General features: G+C 45.9%; 15 protein-coding genes, 1 tRNA gene and 2 pseudogenes. 15 read left to right on the top strand and 3 right to left on the bottom strand.

What is annotated here, in order from left to right; genetic code table 11:
* The first annotated feature begins 32 nt into the window (after window positions 1–32).
* Both dnaG and rpoD read left to right on the top strand, forming a co-directional pair.
* Window positions 33–1,778, top strand: coding sequence for a DNA primase (dnaG, locus tag OK409_RS17105; protein WP_033772636.1), 1,746 nt, complete (start codon window positions 33–35; stop codon window positions 1,776–1,778).
* 536 nt (window positions 1,779–2,314) lie between these two features.
* Window positions 2,315–4,156, top strand: coding sequence for an RNA polymerase sigma factor RpoD (rpoD, locus tag OK409_RS17100; protein ID WP_010678531.1), 1,842 nt, complete (start codon window positions 2,315–2,317; stop codon window positions 4,154–4,156).
* Between the two features lie 74 nt (window positions 4,157–4,230).
* Here rpoD and mug read toward each other — a convergent pair whose 3' ends face one another.
* Window positions 4,231–4,749 carry a G/U mismatch-specific DNA glycosylase gene (gene mug, locus OK409_RS17095; RefSeq protein ID WP_137228862.1) on the bottom strand — a complete coding sequence of 173 codons (519 nt, stop codon included), beginning with the start codon at window positions 4,747–4,749 and terminating at the stop codon, window positions 4,231–4,233.
* Window positions 4,746–5,330, bottom strand: coding sequence for a TetR/AcrR family transcriptional regulator (locus OK409_RS17090; RefSeq protein WP_264367270.1), 585 nt, complete (start codon window positions 5,328–5,330; stop codon window positions 4,746–4,748). Before OK409_RS17090 ends, mug begins: the two co-directional genes overlap by 4 nt.
* Before the next feature lie 138 nt (window positions 5,331–5,468).
* Here OK409_RS17090 and OK409_RS17085 point away from each other — a divergent pair, with 138 nt between their 5' ends.
* From OK409_RS17085 to OK409_RS17055, 7 genes are all read left to right on the top strand, one after another.
* The gene (locus OK409_RS17085; RefSeq protein WP_264367269.1) at window positions 5,469–6,260 is read left to right on the top strand and encodes an SDR family NAD(P)-dependent oxidoreductase; all 792 of its coding nucleotides are present in this window, start codon (window positions 5,469–5,471) and stop codon (window positions 6,258–6,260) included.
* 202 nt (window positions 6,261–6,462) lie between these two features.
* Window positions 6,463–6,538: transfer RNA gene (locus tag OK409_RS17080), tRNA-Ile, on the top strand.
* Between the two features lie 241 nt (window positions 6,539–6,779).
* Window positions 6,780–7,595: a hypothetical protein gene (locus tag OK409_RS17075; protein ID WP_264367268.1), complete on the top strand. Its 816-nt coding sequence runs from the start codon at window positions 6,780–6,782 to the stop codon at window positions 7,593–7,595.
* Between the two features lie 116 nt (window positions 7,596–7,711).
* Window positions 7,712–7,930 (top strand): helix-turn-helix transcriptional regulator, encoded by a 219-nt coding sequence (locus tag OK409_RS17070; RefSeq protein ID WP_190296207.1) that lies wholly within the window; start codon window positions 7,712–7,714, stop codon window positions 7,928–7,930.
* Between the two features lie 115 nt (window positions 7,931–8,045).
* On the top strand, window positions 8,046–9,119 hold the full coding sequence (locus tag OK409_RS17065; RefSeq protein WP_264367267.1) for an inovirus Gp2 family protein: 1,074 nt from the start codon (window positions 8,046–8,048) through the stop codon (window positions 9,117–9,119).
* Window positions 9,120–9,162: 43 nt separating this feature from the next.
* The gene (locus OK409_RS17060; protein WP_264367266.1) at window positions 9,163–9,870 is read left to right on the top strand and encodes a hypothetical protein; all 708 of its coding nucleotides are present in this window, start codon (window positions 9,163–9,165) and stop codon (window positions 9,868–9,870) included.
* Window positions 9,871–10,629: 759 nt separating this feature from the next.
* The gene (locus OK409_RS17055) at window positions 10,630–11,079 is read left to right on the top strand and encodes an STY4534 family ICE replication protein (protein WP_264367265.1); all 450 of its coding nucleotides are present in this window, start codon (window positions 10,630–10,632) and stop codon (window positions 11,077–11,079) included.
* A 65-nt stretch (window positions 11,080–11,144) separates the two neighbouring features.
* Here the strand turns inward: OK409_RS17055 and OK409_RS17050 are convergent, their stop codons facing one another.
* Window positions 11,145–12,725, bottom strand: a complete 1,581-nt coding sequence (locus tag OK409_RS17050; RefSeq protein ID WP_264367264.1) for an SAVED domain-containing protein — start codon at window positions 12,723–12,725, stop codon at window positions 11,145–11,147.
* Between the two features lie 263 nt (window positions 12,726–12,988).
* Here OK409_RS17050 and OK409_RS17045 point away from each other — a divergent pair, with 263 nt between their 5' ends.
* From OK409_RS17045 to OK409_RS22570, 6 genes and pseudogenes are all read left to right on the top strand, one after another.
* A complete protein-coding gene (locus tag OK409_RS17045; RefSeq protein ID WP_264367263.1) occupies window positions 12,989–13,525 on the top strand; it encodes a 3'-5' exonuclease in 537 nt (178 codons plus the stop codon).
* Window positions 13,526–13,546: 21 nt separating this feature from the next.
* The gene (locus OK409_RS17040; protein WP_264367262.1) at window positions 13,547–14,824 is read left to right on the top strand and encodes a nucleotidyltransferase; all 1,278 of its coding nucleotides are present in this window, start codon (window positions 13,547–13,549) and stop codon (window positions 14,822–14,824) included.
* Entirely contained in the window at window positions 14,817–16,574 is a 1,758-nt protein-coding gene (locus OK409_RS17035; protein WP_264367261.1) for a HesA/MoeB/ThiF family protein, read from the top strand. The genes OK409_RS17040 and OK409_RS17035 overlap by 8 nt, the downstream gene beginning before the upstream one ends.
* Window positions 16,555–17,055 (top strand): Mov34/MPN/PAD-1 family protein, encoded by a 501-nt coding sequence (locus OK409_RS17030; protein ID WP_264367260.1) that lies wholly within the window; start codon window positions 16,555–16,557, stop codon window positions 17,053–17,055. The genes OK409_RS17035 and OK409_RS17030 overlap by 20 nt, the downstream gene beginning before the upstream one ends.
* Window positions 17,056–17,339: 284 nt before the next feature.
* Window positions 17,340–17,872 (top strand): annotated as a pseudogene (locus OK409_RS17025) (TIGR03759 family integrating conjugative element protein).
* Window positions 17,851–18,246 (top strand): annotated as a pseudogene (locus OK409_RS22570) (lytic transglycosylase domain-containing protein); the annotation flags it as partial. The pseudogenes OK409_RS17025 and OK409_RS22570, both read left to right, overlap by 22 nt.
* Window positions 18,247–18,251 lie beyond the last annotated feature (5 nt).

Below are 18,251 nucleotides of genomic sequence, written 5' to 3'. Positions count from 1 at the left end.
GTTGCCGTTTATGAGCTGAAAATCTGGGGCGTATGGCTGGACGAATTCCACGCGTATTTATCAACGATTTACTTGCCCGCACGGATATCGTGGATCTTATCGATGCCCGCGTTAAGCTGAAAAAGCAGGGTAAGAATTTCCATGCGTGCTGTCCTTTCCATAATGAAAAAACGCCCTCTTTCACCGTAAACGGCGAAAAGCAGTTCTATCACTGTTTCGGCTGTGGTGCACACGGCAACGCTATCGACTTTTTAATGAACTTTGATCGTCTGGAGTTTGTGGAAAGTATTGAAGAGTTAGCCACTTCCCACGGTTTAGACGTGCCTTACGAAGCAGGCAGCGGGCCCAGCCAGATGGAACGCCATCAGCGCCAGAGCCTGTATCAGCTGATGGAGAACCTGAACGGTTTTTATCAGCAGGGTCTGCAGCAATCCAGTGCGCAGCCAGCACGCGACTATCTTGATCGTCGTGGTCTGAGCGCCGAAATCATCAATCACTTCGCCATAGGTTACGCGCCAGCCGGCTGGGATAACGTTCTCAAGCGTTTTGGTAAGCAATCGGAAGATCGCGAGTCATTGATGGAAGCGGGCATGCTGGTCAGCAATGACAAAGGCCGTACTTATGACCGGTTTCGCGACCGCGTCATGTTTCCGATTCGCGATAAGCGTGGACGCGTCATAGGTTTTGGCGGACGCGTGCTGGGTAACGATACGCCGAAGTATCTGAACTCGCCGGAAACACCTATTTTCCATAAAGGCCGCCAGCTCTATGGCCTTTATGAAGCCGTTAAGAACCATCCTGAACCCGCCCGCCTGTTAGTGGTTGAGGGATACATGGACGTGGTTGCGCTGGCGCAGTACGGGATAGATTATGCCGTCGCGTCATTAGGCACCTCCACCACTGCTGAACACATTCAGTTGCTGTTTCGCAGTACCGACACCGTGATCTGCTGTTACGACGGCGACAGGGCTGGTCGTGAAGCGGCATGGCGTGCGCTTGAAACCGCATTGCCTTACATGAATGATGGTCGTCAGCTACGCTTTATGTTTTTACCCGATGGTGAAGACCCGGATACGCTGGTACGCAAAGAGGGTAAAGAGGCCTTCGAAGCGAGGATGGAGCAGGCGATGCCGCTCTCTTCGTTTTTATTTGATAGCCTGCTGCCGCAGGTGGATCTGAGCTCACGCGACGGAAAGGCGCGCCTGAGCACGCTGGCTTTACCGCTGATTACGCAGATCCCTGGTGAGACCTTACGTATTTATATGCGTCAGGAACTGGGGAATAAACTGGGTATTCTTGACGACAATCAGCTTGAAAAGCTGATGCCGAAGCTGGCCGCAAGCGGAACGACGCCGGTAGCACCACCGCTGAAGCGTACCACTATGCGCGTGCTGATCGCGTTGCTGATTCAGAGTCCGCAGCTGGCCACCCTGGTGCCTTCGCTTGATGGGCTGTCTGAGTCAAAAATGCCGGGTTTACCGCTATTTATTGAATTAGTGGGCCGTTGTAATGAGAATCCTGGATTGACCACCGGTCAGCTACTAGAGTTATATCGCGGAACAAATTTTAGTCAGACGCTTGAAACACTGGCGATCTGGAACCACATGATAGTAGATGAGGAAGCCGAAGCGGTGTTTCAGGACTCGCTGGCCAGCATCTACGACTCTGCTCTTGAAGAGCGCCTGGAGTTTTTGATTGCGCGTGAACGCACCCAGGGACTGAGCGCCGATGAGCGCCGGGAACTCTGGACTCTCAGTCAGGCGTTTGCCAGAAAGTAACTGTTTTTCAGCACGCTGCCCGTTCTGACAGATGAAAGGGCAGATTGCCTGTTTTAGTGCCGCTGACACCCGTTTCGCTACCGTGAACAGTCCGGGACCGAAATAGTCCGCAGTACCACAAGTTAAAGGCCACAGGCGCCGAAGTCAGTCTGGTCACCGCCAGCGCACAGCTTCCGGAGCGTACTGAAGTACGTGAGGAAAGCGAGCACTGCCGGGGAGCAGAATGGCAAGTAAGCCAGGCCCTTAGCACATAGTTTTAAGGCCGCAGGCGTCGAAGCCAGTCTGGTCACCGCCAGCGCACAGCTTCCGGAGCGTACTGAAGTACGTGAGGAAAGCGAGCACTGCCGGGGAGCAGAATGGCAAGTAAGCCAGGCCCTTAGCACAGAGTTTATACAAGCGGCTTAAGTGCCGAATACTGATGGGCAAAGCCCACGCCGCGACGAAGGCAGCGGCAAGAATTAAATGCCTTTACTGCTATTGTTGGCTCGCTGCCGACCGACACCAATCTAATTTAACAGAAGTGTGGATACCGTCTTATGGAGCAAAACCCGCAGTCACAGCTCAAGCTTCTTGTCACCCGTGGTAAGGAGCAAGGCTATCTGACCTATGCTGAGGTCAATGACCATCTGCCGGAAGATATCGTCGACTCAGATCAGATCGAAGACATCATCCAGATGATTAACGACATGGGTATTCAGGTGGTTGAAGAAGCCCCGGATGCCGACGATCTGATGCTGAACGAAAACAGCTCCGATACTGACGAAGATGCCGCGGAAGCTGCCGCTCAGGTGTTATCCAGCGTTGAATCTGAAATCGGGCGTACTACTGACCCGGTCCGCATGTATATGCGTGAAATGGGTACCGTTGAACTGCTGACGCGCGAAGGCGAAATTGACATCGCTAAGCGTATTGAAGACGGTATCAACCAGGTTCAGTGTTCTGTAGCCGAATACCCTGAAGCGATTACGTATCTTCTGGATCAGTACGACAAAGTTGAAGCAGGCGAATCACGCCTCTCCGATCTGATCACCGGTTTCGTCGATCCTAACGCAGAAGAAGATATCGCCCCAACGGCAACGCACGTGGGCTCTGAACTCTCTGATGCCGATCGTAAGGACGATGAAGAAGAAGATGAGGAGGATGATGACAGCTCCGACGACGATAACTCAATCGATCCGGAACTGGCGCGCGAGAAGTTTTCTGACCTGCGTAAGCAGTATGAAACTACCCGCGCAGTGATTAAAAGCAAAGGTCGCAGTCATGCTGCCGCCGTTGCTGAAATCCAGAACCTCTCTGATGTCTTCAAGCAATTCCGCCTGGTACCGAAGCAGTTCGATTACCTGGTAGGCAGCATGCGCACCATGATGGAACGCGTCCGTACGCAGGAACGTCTGATCATGAAGCTCTGTATTGAGCTGTGCAAAATGCCGAAGAAAAACTTCATCACGCTGTTTACCGGCAACGAAACCAATGAAACCTGGTTCAAAGCCGCACTGGCCATGAACAAGCCGTGGTCTGAAAAGCTGCTGGAAGTGCAGGATGACGTGACACGTTCCCTGCAGAAACTGGCGCAGGTTGAAGAAGAGACCGGTCTGACCATTGAACAGGTCAAAGACATTAACCGTCGCATGTCGATCGGTGAAGCCAAAGCACGTCGCGCCAAGAAAGAGATGGTGGAAGCTAACCTGCGTCTGGTTATTTCGATTGCCAAGAAATATACCAACCGCGGTCTGCAGTTCCTTGACCTGATTCAGGAAGGTAATATCGGCCTGATGAAAGCGGTAGATAAGTTTGAATATCGCCGTGGTTACAAGTTCTCAACCTATGCGACCTGGTGGATCCGTCAGGCTATCACCCGCTCTATCGCCGACCAGGCGCGTACCATCCGTATTCCGGTGCATATGATTGAGACCATCAACAAGCTCAACCGTATTTCACGCCAGATGCTGCAGGAGATGGGCCGCGAACCCACGCCGGAAGAGCTGGCTGAACGTATGCTGATGCCAGAAGATAAAATCCGCAAGGTGCTGAAAATCGCTAAAGAGCCGATCTCTATGGAGACGCCGATTGGTGATGATGAAGATTCACATCTGGGCGATTTTATCGAAGACACCACGCTGGAGCTGCCGCTGGATTCTGCTACCTCAGAGAGCCTGCGTTCTGCGACCCATGACGTGCTGGCTGGCCTGACCGCGCGCGAAGCAAAAGTGCTGCGCATGCGTTTCGGTATCGATATGAACACTGACCATACGCTGGAAGAAGTGGGCAAACAGTTCGACGTTACGCGTGAACGTATTCGTCAGATTGAAGCCAAAGCTCTGCGTAAACTGCGCCATCCGAGCCGTTCGGAAGTGCTGCGCAGCTTCCTCGACGATTAAGTCAGACAAAAACCCCGGTTCGCCGGGGTTTTTTATGCCTGCCTGTTACTGCCTCTCCCCTGCCCTGCGCAGATTCATTCGTTCCCCGCATGCAGTTCCACATAGAGCTGACGATAAGCCTCTACCATCTCGTCCAGTGATGCGCGATTAAGGCCGCTGGGATTCGGCAACACCCACACCTGCGTTTTCCCCATGTATATCGGCTGTTTGCCCCATTCGACTTTGCTCTGTTTAAAAGCACGACGAAACGCATCCTTACCCAGAATCGCCAGCGCAGCCGGCTGGTAATCCAGTACCTTTTCCATCAGCCGTTTGCCGCCATCGCGCAGCTCATCAGGCGCTAACTCACTCGCCTGTACCGTGGGCCGCTCAACCAGCATGGTGATGCCGCAGCCGGTCTCCGTTAAGCGCTGCTCCTCTTCCGGCCTCAGCTGCTGCTGGGTGAATCCCGCCAGATGGATGACTTTCCAGAACCGGTTGCCGGGATGCGCAAAGTGAAACCCCTGATGGGCCGTTGACTGACCCGGATTAATGCCACAGAACAGCACATCAAGCCCGGAGGTGATGATGTCGCGGATCGCGTGTTCACTCATGCCGCCACCTCCAGCGTGCGCTGCTTCAGCGCATCGCGGCTGCGTTGCAGCATCTGGCTGGCCTGCTCAGCATCCGGACAGGCTCGCGCCAGCGCCAGCGCACCAACCATCTCTGCGAGCATGCTGGAGGCCAGCGCTTCCGCATCGGGCAGCCTCAGCTCACGCAATATCTGCGTCAGGCTGCTGTGCATCGCATTAAAGCCCTGTGCGAAGATCTGCCGTGTCGGCTGTGGAAGATGAGCCACTTCACTCACCAGAGCGGCTAATGGACAGCCCTGTGCCGGCGCATTGCGATGCGCCTCGGAAAGATAGCTATCAATAAAATCTGCCAGCTGCTGCGCTGGCTGGGTCACGGACTCCGCGGGCTTTAAGGTATCGGCTTCAACAAACATATGCTTCAGCACCTCCTCAACCAGCTCCTCGCGTGAGGTAAAATGCGCATAAAAACCGCCGTGTGTCAGCCCGACCCGCTTCATCAGCGCCGCTACACCAATTCCTTCGGTGCCGGTTTCACGCATCACGCGCGCCGCCTCATCAAGGATACGCCGCCGCGTATGCGCTTTGCTGCTCTGCTTCTCCATCTCATCTCCTGCGGTGTCTGCTACGTAGCTTCTGGCTATTATAGTAATTATTACGGTCATCATATTCCAGCTTGACGACAGATATGATGATCGTCATATTGATGACTATTATGACGACCATCATACGAGGAAAAAGAGATGTCACAATCAGGCACAGCTTTAATCACCGGCGCATCCAGCGGTATCGGTGCGACCTATGCAAAACGACTGGCAGCACGCGGTTATGATTTGATTCTGGTCGCACGCGATCAGGGGCGGCTCACCACCCTGGCTGACGCACTGGCAAAGCAGCACGATATTCGGGTGACGGTTATGGCGGCTGACTTAACGCTCGAGCAGGATCTGCAACGCGTGGAGTCGGAGCTCGCGAACAACGCACAGATTACGCTGCTGCTGAACAACGCGGGCATGAACGTTGAGGGTGAGTTTCTTGAGGCGGACATCACACGCATTAACACCATGCTGGCGTTAAATATTCTGGCACCCACCCGTCTGGCACAGGCGGCTGGCCGGGCTTTCAAAGCGCGCGGTAATGGCATCATTATCAATATCGCCTCGGTGCTGTCACTGGTGCACGAGATGTTCAACGGCGCTTATAACGCCACTAAGTCCTACGTACTGACTCTGACGCGTGCGATGCAGCGTGAACTCGCAGAGAGCGGCGTGCAGGTACAGGCGGTGTTGCCCGGTGCGACCCGTACGGAGATTTTCGACCGCGCAGGCCAGTCTATTAATGACATTCCGGCTGAAATGCTGATGGATGTTGATGAGATGGTGGACGCCGCGCTTGCCGGACTCGACAGCAAGGAGACGGTAACCATTCCATCGCTTGAGGATCTGCAGATGTGGCACGACTACGATCAGGCACGTGGCACGATGGTTCCCCACCTTTCACGAAATCAATCAGCATCCCGTTATCGTCAGCGATGAGTCAGCCGTCAGCCATAACGACTGAAGTCCGGTTTCACTAAAGGCACGGAGAAGCATTATCCGTGCCTGTTTGCGACTTCGGGATCGCGGTTCGACAGTTTTGTTATAGAAATCAGCAGGTAAATCACTGCTGCTTATTTCAGCAACCGGTGGCTGAGTGCTGGATTGCCCTGAAGAGATACTTTATAATCCCCGCTCCGCTGGCCCCTTAGCTCAGTGGTTAGAGCAGGCGACTCATAATCGCTTGGTCGCTGGTTCAAGCCCAGCAGGGGCCACCAAATAAAACAAGGAGTTAGATGAGAAATCGTCTGACTCCTTTTTCTTTGGGCGCGAATCAGGTGATGTAGTGGGTGACGTAAGTGAATGGCTGGGTGACGTAAGCAGTGTGGGTTTAAATGTATGACTGGCCGGTTGCCAGAAACCTGATTTCCTATCTTCAAAAGCCCGACAGCCGTTCGAGTTCAATCATAAACACAGCCTTATCTGAACCATCCCAGGATTGCAGGACAAAAACAAGCCATGAGTTTCGACGATTCCATTCAGCAACTGCGTAATGAGCAACTCGCGCGCCGGTCCGATACAGAACGCTTCATCAGTGTTAAGACTCTTTTTGAACAGCTCAAACAGCGTTATCCAGATCAGAGCTACAACGCCCTATGTCTTTTAGCGTTGAAAAAGTATCGACGTTCAGAGCATCAGCCTTCGCTGTACTGGTTTAGATATGAAAGCTGGTATGACACTTCACCCGTCGCCCCATACCAGCTCCTGGATAAACATGGCGCGCCAAACATCGGTGCTCCTGACTATTATCCTAATGCCGAGGCGGCACTGCGGGCAGTCAGTGATGACGTCATGAATAGTGATAAGTTAGCTGATTGTGGATTTCTGCGCAGTGAAATTACTTCAGTTCTGGAAATTGACCTTAACACTATCTCGCCAAATGAATTGAAAGAACCCGATACTATCAAAGAGTTACAGGTAGAAAATGACGAGCTGAAAAAACAAATAGCCTATCTCACTCAAAGGTTAGCGGTTCCAGTAGAGGGTGGTGAATTATATGCGCAGAAGCGTGAAGAATTTTTTATAGCCGTGATAGCAAGCTTATATGACAAAGGCCGAATAATTTCTTCGAAAGGCGCGCTGCCTATTGCTACCGAATTATTGGAGCTCGTTGTGCAGAGAGCGAAGCTATTTTGGTCTTATGAGCAAAAATTGCCCATAAGTGACGATAAGTGCCTAAAGATGTTGCGTGAAGCAATGGGCTGGCTAACTCGCACAGAAACCGACATTCATGACGTCAAAAAAAATCAAAGAGCAGCCCGAAATAAAAAATAAATAAATTTCAAAAGGTTAGTAAGGGTATCCAGGGTATCTTTCCAGGGTAACCACGACACAAACACTCTCGGTTTTTAAGATACGGTTCATATTGATTCGCTACCGAGAGATTAAACATGAAACACATCAATTCTTTATCAACGACTGTCAGCCACCTTCCGGGCCCTCAACGTCTGATCCGTATTTGTGAGATGCTTGACCTCCTGAATTGCAGCCGAACCACCCTTTATCGCTGGGTAATCAGCGGTGAATTTCCTGCGCCAAAAAAGCGTGCAGGCAGAACTATGGGCTGGACAGTCACGCAATATGAACAGTGGCTCGATAACTGCTGCTAAACCTCTAAGCAGGGCTGGAATTTCCAGCCTTTCTTTTATCTGCTGATGCAACCATATGAAACAACCAGCGCATCAAATCGTTATCTATCCGTGATTCTGATACAGCCGTAACCCTATGATAAAAATCAAAAATTCAAGTATGGATTCAGCCCATCAGGAACCGGTAATTAATAATATTGCGCGCAGTACGGTTTATCCGGATATCCGGGCTAAAGGCGAGTTTCTGTATGACGATGTTCTCTGGCCAGTCATGCCTGAAGAGTGTCAGCAGGATGTGAAGATCATGAATTCTTTGTTCAAGGCAGTTGATAGAACCTATGTCAGTTGCTCTCGCTTTCTGGCAATCCGTTATGATTTTCATCTGCCTCAGTACACGCCTGACAACCATGTTATTACCCGCTTTCATCAGCTATTGATTCCTGCTCTAAGGAAGGAGCATCCCAAAAGCTTTGCCCGAGTGTTTTGGGTCAGAGAACAGAATCAGGCACCAGCACAGCATTATCATTACTTACTGATGGTTGATGGCAACTGCGTGCGTCATCCTCTTAAAATTAACAAGCTGGTGGAAAGCTGCTGGAAAATAGCAACGGGCGGAACAGTCTGGTTTCCAAAGCATGGTTACTATTTAATTCGAAAGAATGACACTGAGGCCATGACCGCATTGTTATTGCGGTTGAGTTATTTTGCTAAGCGGCACTCTAAGGAAGGAATTGCTAAAGACATTGCGCGTTCAGGAACCCGGCATTACCCGTTTTCAAAAAAAGCCAAACACACTAAAACTGTGCAATTACGTACTCAGATTGCCCATTTAGATCGTGCACAAGCGCATTGTCCCCTTCCCGGAAAGCTGGATTCGCTTTTTATTCCCGCTGAGCCTTCTACTGGTAAGCCTGCGACACTGGCCCTGACAGATAGCCAACTACTGGATGAGGCTGCCTTACTGCCAATGAAGGCGTTCAGACGAGCGCTGCAGTGTTTTAGTAAAATCAGGGGCCGCCTGCGTGATGGTAATAGCATTGTGGCAAGCGCTCAACTCAGCCCTCACTGGCACCGTCATTTTGAGCGCTACTACCGCTATTACTGGCCATGCAATATCAGCGTTTCACAGTATTGCCGCTGGTATTACCTAAATCCGTGTACTGCAAGCCGCTATTTGTGTAACTACCCGGCTAATTTAATTAATCCGTGACTTTTAGCACGCTGGCTATAAGCACCTATAAAGACTGGTAAAGATGGAAAAGATAAAAGAGAAGTACAATGCAAAAATTGCGATGCCCTACTCTCTTAATCGTAAGATGAAGACTTATGTAGGCGGCATTGATTGGCTAACCGGTTATGAAATTGTGCCGCTAACTGATGAACAGCGGCTGCAAAGAAAGCAGCATCTGCATGCTCTGCCTGCAACGTTGGATGAATTGTTTGAGCGTTTCCTGCTGCCTGCCATAGAGTGCGACGTGCATTACAAGGACTACAACTTCTGGAGCGATACGTGGCGCATCCAGTGGGCTTACCACAAACAAAATTATCGTCGTGAAGCAATTTTAAGTGGCATAACGCAGCAGCAATATGCACAAGCGCGTAAGCTCCCTAAACGTGTGATGTATGACAATTTGCATAAATGCGGTGGCGCGGCAATTCGTGTGCTGTTCTGGGTTTATCATCGTCGGCAGTTTCACCAGCAGCAACGACTCACGGTTCAGGAATACGTTTCTGAGCATCAGCTCCCCCAACGCACAGCGTATCGTCAGTTGTCGCGACAGCCAATGAGTGATATCTGGGCTCAGCATTTTGATAACTATTACAGTGATGCGTGGCTGAGGCACTGTAACGTCAGAGAGTATGCGGATTTCTATGGTTTGAACGTTACCACTGCCCGGCAGTATCTGTTTAACTTTCCCATTGGGCTTTTTGACCCAATGTTGATTAAACCCTGGATGTGATTTTTCAAGACATCGCTGAAGAATATGATCATGAATTCTGATCACTGGATAATGATCAAAACCGTCAAACGGTAAACAACGCAATGATCATGAACCACCTTTTCACCGAATCTGAAAAAGCTGACGGAAAATAGTTAAGCTTCTGAATAACTCTCTGGCGCTCCAGCAAAGCCTTTTATGACCTCAGCGATGCTGATAAGGTTAACAGGCTTCGATGTAGCACCCTGTGACTGCGGGGTGGTTGGATGTCTTTTACAGGGACAGAAAATCATCAGTCCGGCAGGTAAATCATCGCACATCCGATTTGGTCTGTAAGGCGCACGACCTCCATGAAAACCGCGCCGGAGCTTCAAATCCCGAAGTAACGAATACACCACCGATCTGCGTGCAGGCCTTAAGCGCTGGCAACTGCTGGCGCTTTTTTATTTTCATCCCGGCAAAACTACTTTATCGCTAACATCCGCTTTTAGCGGCAGGACACTGAAACGGCATTATTGATGCTATCTCAACAAGCAGCCAATGTTTCAGCAGCCAGAGGGAGACGCTTACGCGGTTGCCATCTGAAAGTTCATGACCTGAGAGAAATGCTGCTTTTGCAGTGGTCGACCCGCTCAACCTCTTAATGCGGATGTCACCTGTGTGATGAGGTTCTTTGTACTGACCAGCCAGCGCGGCATAGCTATCCGCGCTACCTAAAGCATTTATCCGTCAGAGATGAATGTTTCTCCGTCACTACTTCCCACTCCTAGAGTAAAAATCATGACTGCTACCACTACCAATGACGCTGCAAACAATAACACTTCTACCAAAGCTGAATACTTCAATCTCAACATTAAGGGCCAGGGTTATCTGAGCAACATTCGCAGAATTGAAACCCTCAATGGCGGCTTCCTCAGCGTGGTGATTAATGCGCTGGGCGGGCCCACTTACAACCCAACCTATGTGCGCTTTGATGCCACTGTCGCTGGTAAGGAAGCAACGGATCTTATAAGCCGCTGCCAGAAAGCCGTAGACGAGGACCAGAAAGTGCTGCTTGGGTTTACTCTCAGTAACCTGACGTCTGACATTTTTACCCTCAAAAAAGGTAATCATGCAGGGGAACAACGGGTTAGCTTGAAAGTATGGCTGATTAAGGTTGATTGGATCAAGATTGGTCAGGCAATGGGTTATAAGGCTGAAAATCAGATCCCCCCAGTTAAATTAAACTGAAAATCGAAGTTATGTTGATAAGTCTATTTAGGTTAAATGCCCCTTAATGGGGCATTTACTTTTAATTAGTAGTAACTTATATTTGTGCGCGATGAGTCATTAACCAAGGACAAAGTTGGCTGCATAGTCCCTTCTTTGAAATCGTAAACAATCATTTCTGGATGATGCAAATCGAAAGCTTGGCCTATAAATACAGATGCAGCATTTGATGCACAAATTAAGAGATGCATCTTTTTAACGCCATAGCGTGATTTTAGTGTATGGAAATCGTAATGTAGTCTTGATGAAAATAACACTCCATCAGCGGGGTGGGGTATTGCACCGTTATCGAATTCATCATTCTTTGGTTTGTAAGTGATTATTTTTGCATTGAGTTTCTCGCTCAAATCAGTAGCTTTTTCTCTCATAATATCCGGAAATGCAGTAAAGGCGATGCATATTATAACCTCCTCATTTAGATCTAATTCGTCAAATCCGTCGTAGTCATAAAATTCTCCAGTAGCAATCACAGAAGGCCACTTCCAGCAAGCACCATCACGGTATCTTAGCATTGGAGTGTACTGGCTTTTGTTTCCTAGTAATGCTCCTAACGCTACTAATGCAGGTGTCGGGCCAAACGCAAACAATGCAGCTCGATGCCCTGAACCTCCCGTTTGCTGAATGATTTTATCTGCAGCATTTTTAATACTAGATGGCATAATACACTTTTGAAGCTCTGGCATTTCTCGAGTTGAATCATTACTATCGTAGATGCAATTTATTGCACCACCCATTTTTAAGTTGAGTGTAGAAAGAGATGCTGATATTTCCTTTTTGTTCGGCGGGGATGCAACATTAGTGTTTATAGGCCATAAGATCGAGTAAACAGGTATTGGTTGATACCTAAGACCATCTAGCAATTCATCAGCATCATTTATGAACTTACTTCTCATGCGAGAAAGTATTTCTGCAGTGTAATCACAAGCGGCAACACGGTCTATTAAACGGTGATGTTTGTCGCATAACAAAAGGATGTTGCTGGGCTCGTTTGAAAGCAAATTAGACAGTACAGGAATGCCACGTTCACCATTCTCAGAGGAAGCAACATTGTGAGCCAAATAGGAGAAATTCCCATCCCGCCCTGTCAATTCATCAATATATAAATATTCTCCGCATCCAGTAAACATGCAGCGACTGTGACTAGCCATATTTACACTTCGTTTGGTTTCAACTGTGAATTCTTTACCTCGACCTTTATCCCTAGATCCTTTATCAACGGATTCAAGAAAATCAGTCAATTCAGGATAATCCACTTCACATGCCTGTCCTAAAGTACGAAGATATATATCTTGAATGGATTCCAGAGTTGATAAATTATCAATAGATAATTTTTCACCTTGAAGATACGATAGTATTATTTTTTTATTGCAAGCAACTTTCTTAATAACCTCCACAAACTCCCTAGGTGATAAGTTTAATCTAAAGCATGAATTCACAACCCCACTGTCAATTGTGACAATAATTATATTAGAGCTTCCTTCATCACTGATTACGGCAACACATTCCCATACTATTTCACTTTCTATGAAAGACAAGAATTCGTTAAATGACAGGTCATCCTCAAGAGGAGGGTAATTAGTTTGATTGAGTAACTCAATTTTATTCATTTAAATGCACCGTTTAAATTATGACTTAAGTCAAATGACCATTGCTTTACTTTTGATAAGGACTGATAGCAGTCAATCTTATAAATCATCATGTCACACCTTAATGAAAACTCAACACTTCACAGATCGTTTAGATAAAAAATCAATTTAAACATAGAGTTAAACTTTCATTGATTCTCAGGCACTATTGATTCATTGACTTTCCATTGATTTTTGTTACATTCCAGCATTAGCATATCTAAACTAAATTTAGCGAGGTTGTAATGTCTTCGCCAGAAATTTATATCTCTGTTGATATTGAAACTACCGGCCCTATCCCAGGGGAATATGATCTCATTAGTATTGGTGCCTGCCTAGTTGGAAAACCGGAAGAAAATTTCAGTTGCTTAGTTAAACCACAGGGAGGCTTGGTGGAGGATGAGGCACTAGCAGTTACTGGATTGAGTATTGATGAGTTAAATGAAAATGGTAAAAACATAAATCTCGCTATTGAGCTTTTTAATAATTGGTTGGAAAGCGAACAATTCAAACATAAAAAAATAGTTTTTGTTGGGTTCAATGCTGCTTTTGATTGGTCTTTTATTAATTATGCATTTATCAAGCACTTGGGTAAAAATCCCTTTGGTTTTACAGCGCTTGATATTAAATCATATTATATGGGTAAGTATGGAACACTTTGGCAGGAAACTAAATCCAGTAAAATAGATATAAAGCTAAAAACAAAAAATACAGCAACCCATAATGCTCTTCAAGATGCGATATATCAATCAGAAATATTTAGCATAATTTCAAACAAATAGAATTTTAATCTGGAGATAAGTATGAGCTCTCAAGTTTTAGACTATACAGCGCAAGATGCTTCACAAGTGAACAGTTGGGAAAAGATGCTCATAGAAGCCTCAAAGAAAATATCTTTAACTCCTTCACAATATGATTTGATTGAAAGTCGATATTCTCAATTGCAAAAAATATTAGATAAAGCTCAAGAGTTTTGTTTGTCCGGGGCTCATATATTTATCCAAGGTTCTATTGGTCTAAAAACCACTGTTAAACCAGCACCTGAAGCCAAAGGCGATATGGCGACTATTGATGCCGACGCTATCATACTATTACCTAATGCTACTAATTCCAAACCAGAAGATGTATTGCTTGCAATTGAGGAGTTATTTAGAACTGAATCAGCTGTTAAAGCTGACCCACAACAACTCAGACGGGGAATAAGAATCGTCTATTCTGATGAAAACCCAGGCTTTCATATAGACATAACGCCTGCTATTAAAGCGCATGGAAATTATGAAAACGAAGGATATGGTAAATTACTTGTTCCAGACAGGCAAGATGGTTGGAAAGCTAGTGCTCCGCGTTCTTACTCCCAATGGCTTGAGAGTATTAGCACTGAAAAAATTGTGATGATCTCTGAATCAACCAGGACTATGGATAGTGTTGTTGGTAATGAAGAATTCGCCAAGTCCACTATGGACCCTCTACCCAAGTATCAAGAATATTCAGATTCTCACCCTCTCGGTGCAACCATTAAGCTTTTAAAAAGGCACCGCGATCGCTGGGCTATACGTTCTTCAACTGAAATTCATAGGCCAATTTCAGCAGTTATTACAACATTGGCAACACAAGCTTATTATAAGATTGCTCTAAGGTCTGCTTTGACACCAATGAGGAAAATCGATGTGATGTTCTCGATAGTATCTGATATGGCTCAGCATATTAAATATTCTAATGATGAATATAAAGTATTAAATCCATGTGATGAAGGTGAAAATTTCGCCGAAAAATGGAATAGAGGTAATGGAGAGGGAGAAAAATATAAAAATGCATTTTACGAATGGCATGCTGATGCCATCACTGATATCGCACTTGGTTTAAGCGATTGGGGCACTCAACAGAGATTTGAACAGGAAGTATGTGATAAGTTTGGCGTTCCCCAATCTATGATTAATGAGATATCCAAAGACTTTGGCACTTCCTGGACATTGCCGGGAAGAAAATCTGGTGAAACTTTAAACAAAACATTACTGAGTGCGTTTGGCACATTATCTGGGTCAGGTCAAGCTAATGCAGGGACGGTCGAACGCCTTGGATAATAATAATAATATTACACCTGCCATCCAGGCAGGTGTAAACAGACTTTATGAAATATTCAACAATTGTTTCCTAATTGAAGTTAAGACAGCAAATAAAAAGGAAGTGATTAGATTTGAGCTGAGTCTCCCCGTTGATTACCTAGGGGTAAAAAGGAAACTACAGATAGGGTTTAGCGAAAGTTTCCCGAGTGTAGCTTTAGCATTATCCATCAAACCAAGTCCTTGGTTAGAATGGCCTCATATCTTAGATGAGTTTGTTTGTTTATTTGGTAGTGGAGATAGGGCTGTATATGGTGACCCTGTAGAAGTTGTAGATAGCACGTTTTTGAGATTAGGGAAGATGATCTCCCTTGTGTGCGAAACTCAAAACCTTGGTGAAATCAAAAATGAATTTGATAGCGAAGTAATCAGTTATTGGGCTATGCAAGCTACATTAAGCCAGCAGAAATTATTTTTACTAAGTAAACCAAAAACATCTGCACCTCTATACACTTTATCCAAGAGTGGCAAGTTAGGTAATGAAGAAATTTGGGCTTCAGACAGTGACAGTAAAATTTTAGAACACTATCAATGGCAAGTATCTCCCTCTAAAAAGAAAATTGAGGCAGCAAAAGGTGCGTTTTATTTAAAGCTCAAATCCACACCAAATGTGAAATTGCCAACTGCTTATGGTTTTGTCGATTGGCTCTCAAATAATACTGAAGTAAGTGATATTCAGGCGCTAAAAGAATGGTTAGAAAATGATTCTAATTATCCCTTAAGATGGGTGATTCTTGAGATATTTAATGCTGAACCAGTAAGTGTAATAGCTTTCCTAATTAAAAGAAAAGGAGTAAAAGATAGCCAAGCATATAATTTCGGGTTAAGAAAAGCCAAGAAAAAATCGATAAAAAACCCTGTAGGTGAAAAAGATAATTTACTAATTACTGAAACTTTTTTTCTTGATAACGAAGTTATTTTTTCACGTTCAAAAGATGTCAATATAGAAGAAACTACTCAAAAAAAAGTCCTCCTAATTGGTGCTGGTTCACTTGGATGCCACGTAGCATCACAACTAATACATTCAGGCATAACAGATCTTACAATTATTGACCCTGATAGTCTAGATGATTCTAATTTAGGTAGGCATATCTTAACAGTCAATGATTTAGGAAAAAACAAATCGTTAGCACTCAAAAATTACCTTAAGTCTTGCATACCTACAGCTTTAATAACAGCAATTCCAAAATACTTTCATCAAGCGATCGCTCATAAAGATATTAATATTAATTCTTACGACTGTATTATTTCAACTTCGGCAGACTGGCCAACCGAATATTTCCTATGGGAAATGAAATCAAAAATAAAAGACTTTTCTTTTGTGCAGGCTTGGGTTGAGCCTTTCGCTTTTGTCGGTCACGTCTTATGTAGCAATAAATCAAAAACTGCAGACGCAAGATCTTTATTTGACAAGGAAGGAAACTTTAAAAATAAGTTCACTTATTGGGATAATAATGGTTATTATAAATTACCAGCATGCGGCGTGGGTTTTATTCCTGGCGGATCATTAAACATTCAACAAATTGCAGGGATGGTATCAAAGTCAGTAATTAAAACCTTGGAGGAAAAGGAAGATTTAGAAAGTAACCTCTGGAACTCACTCATTACCGAAAGCAGTAAAATAATTATGGCTGGAGGAAAGTATATAGGTCCAAAGGTTGATGAAAACATTGAGTCTATGGTAATCAAAAATGAATGGAATAACGAATAACCTCCCTTCTCTTGCATGGGCTTGGGAGTGGGAAGAGTATGATTTTAAAATACAAGTTAGTGAATATGTGTCTACTGTTTTCAATGATCATAGACAGCACGGCCATAAAATAGAATGTGGAGGACTGCTATTCATTGATCCTTCATTTAATAACGGTTTATGGCTATCATCTGCCACGTTGCCTCATCCATCTGACAAATCAACAAGGCATTGGGTAGAGTTTAATCCCAACCGATGTGAATCTGAGCAAACCCAAGCTAGGAAACACGGTCTGATTTTTGCCGGTTACTGGCATACTCACCCCCAATCAATACCTGCGCTCTCAAATCAAGATAAAACCAGCATTGAACGTTTTTATCTTACGAACAAAAATATAATCAGCAGTCCAATTTTCATTATAGTTGGAACATCACCATGTAAAAACGGAATAAAAGCATGGGCATATAAAAACGAGAGTTTTCTTGAGGGTGTTGTGAAATAAGCATTGATTAACCTTGTTTAAATCTATTTACTTTTATCTCCACAGGAAAAGCAATTCTCATTATAATTATTATCAAGTGATTGTTAATGAGAATTAAGCTTTGACATTATCAAATGAGCTCCATGGCGTTAAAAAGAAACTGCTTATTTTTTCATTGTTTTTTGCAAGCTTTAGTTATGCTGGAGGCATACAGATAAGTAAAAACAAAGATGCTGTAATCGAAGAAAAGGACATTCTTTTATGTCTATGGACTTAATGAAGAAGAATACAAAAAAACCCTTAAAATAAAAAATGGAATCAGAGATATCCATTCTCCTAAAATTGATCCTGTAACTGTTTTAGACATAGAAGCAGATTCAGACGCCGAACGTCGTCACTACGCCCAATTCTTGGTAAAACAAGGATACGAGCGCACCGAAAAAGAGCTCAAATTCCAGCGCGAAGTGGATGCTGCCTGGAAGCGCCTGATGCCCAACATATTGCTAGTGAATATGGGCGACGCCGTAGGTGTCGCCCATGACTCAGGTGGTCGGCTCGCACTGTTTGTGCGCGAAGCAGATTGCCAACGCTGCGACGCTCGACTCTCCGCTGTTCCTGCCGACAAACGCGCCGTTGATATCTACCTAGTTGATAGCAAAGGCAACGATCATAAACGCCTTAACCGGGCGCGCAGCAGCACCGTATTCCCGCCAAAAAAGTTCGCGAGCGCCTTAACACTCTGAATCATGACGGAGGCCGCTGGATGCGTTATGGCAACGGCATCATGTCGGTTCTGCTCCAGCAAAGGGAAAGCGGATGGCATATCGTAGCGTTCTAACCATCGCTTTATTGTTGAGTGCCGCCAGCTCTGTGGCGTCAATCAGCATGCAAAGCGTGCCGTCGGGCTATCAGAAAGTCGCACTGCAACACGGTATTCCTGCTGAATCACTTTACTCACTGGCGCTGGCTGCATCATCACGCAAGCTGCCACACGGCACGCGCCCGTGGCCCTGGACAATCAATGTCGCGGGCAAAGGCTACCGCTATGAAAGCAGACAAGCTGACTGATAGGCGCTACAGCAGTTCATGAAAAGCCATTCACTGAAGAGAATAGATATGCAGGTCAATCTTGGCCTGAATGGCCATCGCTTCAGTTCAACATGGGATGCGTTTGATCCATATATCAACCTGAACGCAGCTGCGCGCATTCTTTGCGA

Origin of the sequence: Pantoea sp. RG18 (assembly GCF_025910075.1) — a bacterium.
In the GTDB taxonomy this organism is placed as follows: domain Bacteria; phylum Pseudomonadota; class Gammaproteobacteria; order Enterobacterales; family Enterobacteriaceae; genus Pantoea; species Pantoea agglomerans.
The sequence above is the reverse complement of the archived record's forward strand: the minus strand, read 5'-3'. Positions and strand labels throughout refer to the sequence as shown.